Annotated in this window: 7 protein-coding genes; 4 read left to right on the top strand and 3 right to left on the bottom strand. The window is 56.4% G+C overall.

The window, feature by feature from the left end:
• The coding region (locus D1841_RS12920) for a SpaA isopeptide-forming pilin-related protein (protein WP_347564003.1) at nucleotides 1–903 on the top strand (903 nt) is incomplete at its 5' end.
• Here the strand turns inward: D1841_RS12920 and D1841_RS12915 are convergent.
• Both D1841_RS12915 and D1841_RS12910 read right to left on the bottom strand, forming a co-directional pair.
• Nucleotides 890–2,482: a recombinase family protein gene (locus tag D1841_RS12915; protein WP_160643519.1), complete on the bottom strand. Its 1,593-nt coding sequence runs from the start codon at nucleotides 2,480–2,482 to the stop codon at nucleotides 890–892. The genes D1841_RS12920 and D1841_RS12915 overlap by 14 nt on opposite strands.
• Nucleotides 2,483–2,538: 56 nt before the next feature.
• Nucleotides 2,539–3,144: a helix-turn-helix domain-containing protein gene (locus D1841_RS12910; RefSeq protein ID WP_160643521.1), complete on the bottom strand. Its 606-nt coding sequence runs from the start codon at nucleotides 3,142–3,144 to the stop codon at nucleotides 2,539–2,541.
• Between the two features lie 176 nt (nucleotides 3,145–3,320).
• Here D1841_RS12910 and D1841_RS12905 point away from each other — a divergent pair, with 176 nt between their 5' ends.
• The 3 genes from D1841_RS12905 to D1841_RS12895 all read left to right on the top strand — a co-directional run bounded on the left by D1841_RS12905 (nucleotide 3,321) and on the right by D1841_RS12895 (nucleotide 5,219).
• Nucleotides 3,321–3,527, top strand: coding sequence for a helix-turn-helix transcriptional regulator (locus tag D1841_RS12905; RefSeq protein WP_160643523.1), 207 nt, complete (start codon nucleotides 3,321–3,323; stop codon nucleotides 3,525–3,527).
• 208 nt (nucleotides 3,528–3,735) lie between these two features.
• Nucleotides 3,736–4,020, top strand: a complete 285-nt coding sequence (locus D1841_RS12900; RefSeq protein ID WP_160643525.1) for a hypothetical protein — start codon at nucleotides 3,736–3,738, stop codon at nucleotides 4,018–4,020.
• Nucleotides 4,021–4,091: 71 nt separating this feature from the next.
• A complete protein-coding gene (locus tag D1841_RS12895; RefSeq protein WP_166554269.1) occupies nucleotides 4,092–5,219 on the top strand; it encodes an MBG domain-containing protein in 1,128 nt (375 codons plus the stop codon).
• Nucleotides 5,220–5,460: 241 nt separating this feature from the next.
• On the opposite strand, the gene D1841_RS12890 is transcribed toward D1841_RS12895, so the two are convergent.
• Entirely contained in the window at nucleotides 5,461–7,290 is a 1,830-nt protein-coding gene (locus D1841_RS12890; RefSeq protein ID WP_160643529.1) for an ABC transporter ATP-binding protein, read from the bottom strand.
• Between the last annotated feature and the right edge of the window lie 245 nt (nucleotides 7,291–7,535).

Raw genomic sequence — 7,535 nt, 5'->3', positions numbered from 1 at the left:
CCCAATTCCTTTTGCTCTTTTTTGTGCCCCCTGGCCCTTTGGCGTGCGTCCTTGCGTACTAACTTAATGACATTGGTATATTCTACACCAAAAACCGGTAATATTATCCCCATAGCCGGCACAGGCTTCCAGATCAAGGACCTCTCCACCGGGGAACTTGTCACCCAGGAAATCTACTACCCGAACCCGGAAACCCTTGATACCTTCTATGTTTCGGATGAAGGCTGGCTGATGCTACCGGAGCCTCTGCACACCGGAGATTATGAATTGTATGAGGTGGCGGCGCCTTATGGGTATGTATTATCCAGTGAGCCGGTGCCGTTTACCATTGACGGCAGCGAGGCGGTTGTCACGGTCACACAGTACAATATGCCGCAGAAAGGGCAGCTTGCCATCACCAAGACCGGCGAGGTATTCGCTTCCGTCCAGGAGAACGGCGGCCTGTACCAGCCGGTGTATGAGGTCATGGGGCTTCCGGGTGCGGTTTATGACGTGATTGCAGATGAAGATATTTATACCGGAGACGGGACACTCAGGGCGGCAAAAGATACCGTCGTGGAGACCCTTGCCACCGGGGAGGACGGAACGGCGCAGAGCGGGCTTTTATACCTGGGGCGCTACCGCCTGGAGGAACGCCAGGCTCCGGAGGGGATGGTCTTAAACACCCAGCCGGAATATGCGGAGCTTACCTATGCGGGCGAAACCGTGGAAGTGACGCAGGCCGCAGCCGGCCTCTATGACGAGCGCCAGAAGGTGGATGTAAGCCTGCTTAAAGCGCTGGAAACGGACGAGCTTTTCGGTCTCGGCGTGAATGAGGAATACAAAGACATATCGTACCTGCAAGGTTATCATAAAGAAAAGCCGCCCAAAAGGAATTGGACGGCTTTTTTCATTCCCCGATAGTGCGGGGGAGCTTGGGGAACAGCACCAGCTCGAAATTGTCAAACGGGCCGTTCTTCCCAGAGCGGGAGAGCTTGATATACTCGGCCCGTTCGATAACCTCCTTGAGCATTTCATTCTTGGCCTGCGCGGAGGGCAGGGCGGCGTACACCTCAAGCAGCTTTTCGACCTTTGGGACGATGTTTTTCCGGCTGGCGGCGCGGGCCTCGTCCTCCACCAGTTCGGCAGCCAGAGCCTCCGCGCTCTCTTGGGCGGCGCTGATACGCTCTGAGATAGACCGGGAGCGGGCGAGGAACGTGTCGGTATCGTAGACACCCTGCTCCAATAGGTCGTGGGTGCGGAAAAGCTGCTTGCGCAGCGTCTCCACCTCGGACTGAGCTTTTCGGATTGACTTCTCCTTGAGGTCGATAAGGGCCTGCTCCTCCGCAGGGAGGCGGTCAGACCATTCGAGGCGGTAGTCGTCGAGCCAACGGGAGAGGGCTTGCAGCAGGCGCTCCTCCACGATCTCGTACTTGGAGCCGATGTTGTCGCAAACGCGGCTCGGACACAGGAGCATACCGCCGTAGGCATTGGGCCGGAGCGTCATGTTGCGGCCACACTTCCCGCAGACCAGCAGCCCGGCCAGAGGATTTTTCACGATGTTCTCGGACTGGACAGGCGGTGGCCCTTTTTGGGCTATGAGGTCTTGGGCAGCGAGGAACACGGCCTCGTCCACGATGGCGGGGTGCAGGCCGTCCACAAGGATTTGCTCCTCCGGCGGCGCGGTGTACCGCTCCACCCGGACAGCGTTGTTGATGATACGCTTTTTCGACTTGTGGACATTCCAGCGGATTTTCCCGATGTAGACGGGGTTTTGGAGAATGGACTGTACCGTGGTGCCGCTCCAATAGAGCGCAGACCCCGGAGGGGTAACGCCCATCTGGTCGAGGCGCAGCGCCAGCGAATAGGTGCCAGTCTTTTTCACGGAGCCGCCGTCCCCCTCCTCGCCGGAGGTGTAGAGCCGGAAGATAAAGCGGACGATATCGGCTTCGGCCTCCACTGGGCGCAGCGTCCAGCCCTTGTCGTTCGGCACCCGGACGCGCTCGTAGCCATAGGGGGCCACGCCGGATACCCATTTCCCTCCTTTGGCGGAGGCAAGGCGGCCGCGCTGCAAGCGGCGGTTGATGGTTTTATACTCCCGGCGGGACATGAAAAGGCCAAACTCGAAATACTCCTCGTCGTACTCGTTGTTTGGGTCGTAGACCTTGAGGGGGGTTACGATTTTGGTGCTGGAATACTTGAACGTCTGCGCCATGATGCCCTGGTCGATGGTATCGCCACGGGCCAGACGCTCCACCTCGACGACGAGAACGCCCTCCCACAGCCCTTGCTCGACCTCTTGGAGGAGCTGCTGCATGACGGGGCGAGCGGCGATAGTCTCGCCGGAGACGACCTCCCGGTAAATCTGGATGACGTTGTAGGGGCCGCGCCGGGCGACCTCAAGGAGGAGCTTTTCGTGACGGGCCAGTGTTTCGCCCTCGCCGTGGGCCTCGGCCTCCATGTCGGCGCGGGACTTGCGCAGGTAGATGCAGTACGGTTGCATGGGTATCACCTCCACGGAAAACGCCCCTCACGAGGAGGGGCGGAAATCCACAAAAATCACATTGCCGACTTTTCGGATAACCCGGCCCCCTCGCCTTTCTTGAGGCTAAAGGCGACCTCCATGTCCGCCTGCATGAGCTTGTCCAGCAGGGCGCAGACCTCATTCTTGAGCTGGCTCTGCATAGCCATCAGCTCGGAGAGGGCCAGCGGGTCAGTGATAGCACCGCCGGAGGCCTCGACAGCCTTGCGGATACCAGCCCGGAGGGATTGCAGGGTTTGGAACAGCTCTTGGTAGACTTGCAGGCGCTCGGGGCGGGAAAGCTGCATATCCCGGCCCAGCAGCAGGTAGAAACTGTCAAAGCACTTGGCGACGACAGGGCGCAGCTCCGCAGACATGGCCTTGTAGTGCCGCTCAAAATTTCCCCGGTCGTTATAGAAAACCTGCTCAACATGGTTTTTCTCGTCGGAGAGGCCCAGCAGGTAGTCAGTGGACACGTCGAAATACTCTGCGAGGGAACACAGCACTTCAAACGGCGGCTCCTTGTCCTCGATTTCATAGCCTGAGACAGCGGAGCGGGTTTTGTTGACGATACGGGCCAGCTCCTCTTGGGAGAGGCCGCGCTCTTTGCGCAGGGAGATCAGGCGGGCGGAAAACTTTTGCATGGATAAGCACCTCCAAAAAATAATTATAGCAGATTTGCCCCGTTTTGAGTAGTGTTTGCCCTTAAAAGCGTCATAGTAAAATAAAATTTTTGGAAATGGTTGACTTTGCCCCAATCAGGAACTATAATAGACCATAGGCGACGCCAATAGAGACAAAACGGAAAGGAGACATGAGTATGAGAGCCAAGTTACAGCGGTTGCGCGAGGCCAATGGCTATACCCAGCAGGCGTTCAGCAGCGCGGTCGGGACAAGCCGCAGCCACTATTCGCAGATCGAGACAGGAGAGAAACAGCCGTCGTTGCGGTTGGCCCTGCGGATTAAGCGGGCGCTGAACTACTACGGAGACGACATCTTCGACAACACCTTTCCCGTGCGTCGCTAATTTTTTTACCAGCGAATGACGCTGATAGAGACAACACGGGCACAGGCAATCCAAAGAAACGTCGCTGAATACGTCAACTTCTTTTCTCAACCTGCAATAATTTTACCGCAGAGGGAGGTGAAAATAAATGGCGAGGCAAGCCACAAAAGCCTGCGGTAACAGGTACTTTGAGGCACGAATGCGGGCCGCGAGGTGGAACGAAAAGCTCTTGACAAGAGCTGGAGCTATCGACTTCCTCCCCGGCGTGACGGAGGACAGCCTCAAGAAGTACAAGCTGGACATCACAAGGCCGCCAAACATCGTCGTGGCGCTCATGGCAGACGCATACAACGAGCCGGAGCTGCGAGCGTGGTACTGCGTCAACGAGTGTCCGCTGGGCAGGGATTGCAGGGAGATACCCCAGATGCCAGCGGAGCGGGCGCTCATACGGCTGCAAAACTCGGTCTACGAGATGGAGCAGCTTGGTGGCAATGTGAATAATACGTTCAATTAGTGTCTCCGGCTTCGGTGTATCAAAGATATTTTCTTTTCCAAACAGTGCAGCCCGCCAACATCAAGCCGACTGTGACGCTGGTGGGTGGCGAAACCTTTAGCGGAACGATCACTTACAAATATGGAGTATATTCCGGCCCTGATCGGCCCACCGATGCCGCGGGTTATACAGTCAAGGCCAGTATCCCGGAGCAGGACGACTACACCGCCGCTGAGAGCGGCGGGTTGACGCTGTACATCAACCCGGCGGATCAGGCTGCACCTGCCGCTCCCACCGCAACAGAGGAAAACATCAGAGACAACAGTATCACGTTGGACACTATCGAAAATGCGGAGTACAAGAGAGACAATGACGAATGGCAGACCAGCCCCGTATTTACCGGCCTTGATCCAAACCATGAATACACCTTCTATGTCCGGCTGAAGGGGGATAAAAACCACAACGCCTCCCCCAGCAGCGAGGGAAAGCCTATCACCACCAAGAAAACCATGCTGGACGGCGCAACTGTGACCGTCAGCGGCAGCTATACCTATACTGGGGCGGCGGTTGTCCCGGCAGCGGGAAATGTGACGGTAGAACTGAACGGAGTGACGATTGACGCCAGCCAGTACACCATCAGCGCCACCGACAATATCAACGCAGGTGAGGCCACAGTGACCGTCACCGCCACAGCAGATGGAAATTATTCCGGCTCCGCCAGTACGACCTTTACCATTGGAACGGCTGCACTGACCATCAAGGCCAGCAACCAGACCATCACCTACGGCCAGAGCATCACAGAGGGAACAGGGCAGGTAACTGCCACCGGGCTTTGCGCTGGTGATAGTTTAAGCGGCATTGCCCTCGCCGCCAGCACCAGGAATGTACCCGGCGGCACCATCGAACTCTCCGCCGCTCAAATCAAGAACAGCAGTGGCGCAGATATGACCGCCAATTATACAATTACTTATCAGCCGGGAACACTGACCATCAATAAGGCAGCCGCCCCCGCCATTACCTGGCCTACCGCCAATGGCCTGACCTATGGGCAGAAACTATCTGAGAGTACGCTGAGTGGAGGCAGTACAGAATACGGTTCTCCTATTGATATTCACTATAATGGAGTCGGTATTATCAACGCCCCATCCGCTGAAGAATATGAAGAAATGTTCCAAGAACGCCTGAAACAGAAGCGTTCCAAAGAAGAAAAAACGGCATAGCCACGAAGACTATACCGTAATTTGATACAGAGATGCCCTTGTACCCTTCACTTCCTTATGTGAAGGGTACGAAGAGGCCTCCCTTTTCTTAATAATGTATGTAATTATGGCGCGTTCCGGCGCGGGCAAAGCTTTACGCATAGAATATGCTTTTCTACGCGGGCAGTGCCTGGCGCATACCGCCTGCCTAAAACGCGAATTAGGTTTTGGGGTTCTTAGGGGGCTTTTTTCTAAAAGCCCCCTAAGCGCTGAACACGCTCTCGGCGGTTTCGGTTTCAAACTGTTTGTTATAGAGATCCGCATAGTAGCCGCCCAGAGCCATCAGCTCCTCATGGGTGCCCTGCTCGATAATCTTGCCGCCCCGCACCACCAGGATTAAGTCTGCCTTGCGGATGGTGGAGAGCCGGTGGGCGATAAGGAAAGAGGTGCGGCCTGTAAGCATGGTGGAGATGGCCTCCTGGATGAGGGACTCGGTTTTGGTGTCGATGGAGGCGGTGGCCTCGTCCAGGACGAAAATGCGGGGATCTGCCAGCACTGCCCGGGCAAAGGACACAAGCTGCTTTTCCCCGGTGGAAAGCTGCCCGCCCCCTTCGCCCACGTCGCTGTCATAGCCCTTTTCCATGCGCATGATGAAATCGTGGGCGTTGACCATCTTTGCCGCAGCCATCACTTCCTCGTCTGTGGCGTCTAAGCGCCCATAGCGGATGTTCTCCTTTACAGAGCCGGAGAACAGGTGGGGGGTCTGCAATACATACCCAATGCTGCTGTGCAGCCACAGCATACTGCGTTCCCGGTAGTCCCGGCCGTCTATCAGGATGCGGCCCCCGGTTGGCTCGAAGAAGCGGCAGGCAAGGTTCACCAGGGTGGATTTTCCCGCCCCTGTCTCCCCCACAATGGCTACTGTAGTGCCCGCAGGCACGTCCAGGGTGAAATGCTCCAGCACATTTTCTGTGCCGTCGGGATACTGGAAGGTGATATCGTCAAAGGTGATGTGGCCCTTGAGTTCCTCCCAGTTCTCCCGCTTTGGCTCAAAGGAGGTGCCGTATTTTTCTATTACCTCCGGGGTATCTTGAATTTGCGGCTCCAGCTCCAAAAGGGCGGAGACGCGCTCAATGTTTGCCTGGGTGGCGATAAAGTTTGAGATAGTGCGGGCCAGGGTCTGGACAGGGTCGGCAATGACCAGGGCGAAGTTGACGAATACGGTCAGTTCCCCGATGCCGATGTTCCCCCACATCACCATGCTGCCGCCCCCTGTGATGACAAAGGCCACAGCAAGGGCTGTTAAGAAGCCGATAATGGGCACATAAATGGCGTTTAGCATGACGGCCCGGATGGTGGTGTGCTTCATGCGGCCTGTCACTTCCTGAAAGGCCGCGATGTTCTTGTCCTCAATCACCAGGGTTTTGGAGGTCTTGGCCCCGGAGATGCCCTCGTTATAGTGGCGGGTAATCTCCGCGTTGATTTTCCGCACCTTGCGGTTCAGGTTTAAAATACGCTTCTGGAAATAGAGGGTGGCAAGGGCAATGGCAGGCACCACCACAATAATCAGCAGGGCCAGCCGCCAGTTGATAAACAGCATAACCCCCATGCACCCCAGCACATAGGCAAGGCTCCAGAAGATGTCCACCAGGCTCCAGGCGAACACGCCGCCGATACGGTTGGTGTCGCTCATCACCCGCGCCATAATAACCCCCACAGGGGTGGTGTTGTAATAGGAAAAACTAAGGGTTTGCAAGTGGGTGAACAAGGTCTTTTTCAAGTCCCGGCCCAAGTACATTTCCACCTTCAGGGCTGACCGGGCAAATACGATGGTGCAGGTCATCTGCAGCAGCACCACCAGCATATATACAACCGCAAATCCGGCTATGCCCTCTGTAGTCCTGGGGGTGACAAAGCGGTCTACCACGTACCCGGACAAGAGGGGGTAGCAGATGTCTACCGCCGCGTTTACCAGCATAGTGGCGATAACCACTGCCATCAGCCCCCGGTAGGGCCGCAGAAAGGGCAGCAGCTTGGCCCAGGTTTTCAGCGACGAAAACTTTTCCTTTCTTTCTGTATTTTGATTTTTCATATATGGTAAGCCTCCTTTTCGGGTTTTGCTTTTAGTGGGTGTCCCACGAGAAAACCCCTCGCAGTGGTTTTCTCGCGCTCTTTCCGGGCCGGAGATTTTCCCCTCGGGAAAAATCCCCGCAGGGAAACCCTTACCAGGTGTTCCCTACAAGGCGACAGCCCACCGGACTGTCACTCTTACCTTCCCGTGCTTTTCGCACGGCTTTGTACGGTCGTGGGACTCCGTCCCACACCCTGCAAACCTTT

The sequence above is a fragment of the Neglectibacter sp. X4 genome, assembly GCF_009917365.1.
In the GTDB taxonomy this organism is placed as follows: domain Bacteria; phylum Bacillota; class Clostridia; order Oscillospirales; family Acutalibacteraceae; genus Acutalibacter.
Note: the sequence above shows the minus strand (reverse complement) of the source record. Positions and strands in the feature narration are given on the sequence as shown.

What these genes read in the sequence shown, in the direction of transcription:
- D1841_RS12915 (WP_160643519.1), bottom strand. Translation starts at nt 2,482, where the DNA reads ATGCAACCGTACTGCATCTACCTGCGCAAGTCCCGCGCCGACATGGAG.
- D1841_RS12910 (WP_160643521.1), bottom strand. Translation starts at nt 3,144, where the DNA reads ATGCAAAAGTTTTCCGCCCGCCTGATCTCCCTGCGCAAAGAGCGCGGC.
- D1841_RS12905 (WP_160643523.1), top strand. Translation starts at nt 3,321, where the DNA reads ATGAGAGCCAAGTTACAGCGGTTGCGCGAGGCCAATGGCTATACCCAG.
- D1841_RS12890 (WP_160643529.1), bottom strand. Translation starts at nt 7,290, where the DNA reads ATGAAAAATCAAAATACAGAAAGAAAGGAAAAGTTTTCGTCGCTGAAA.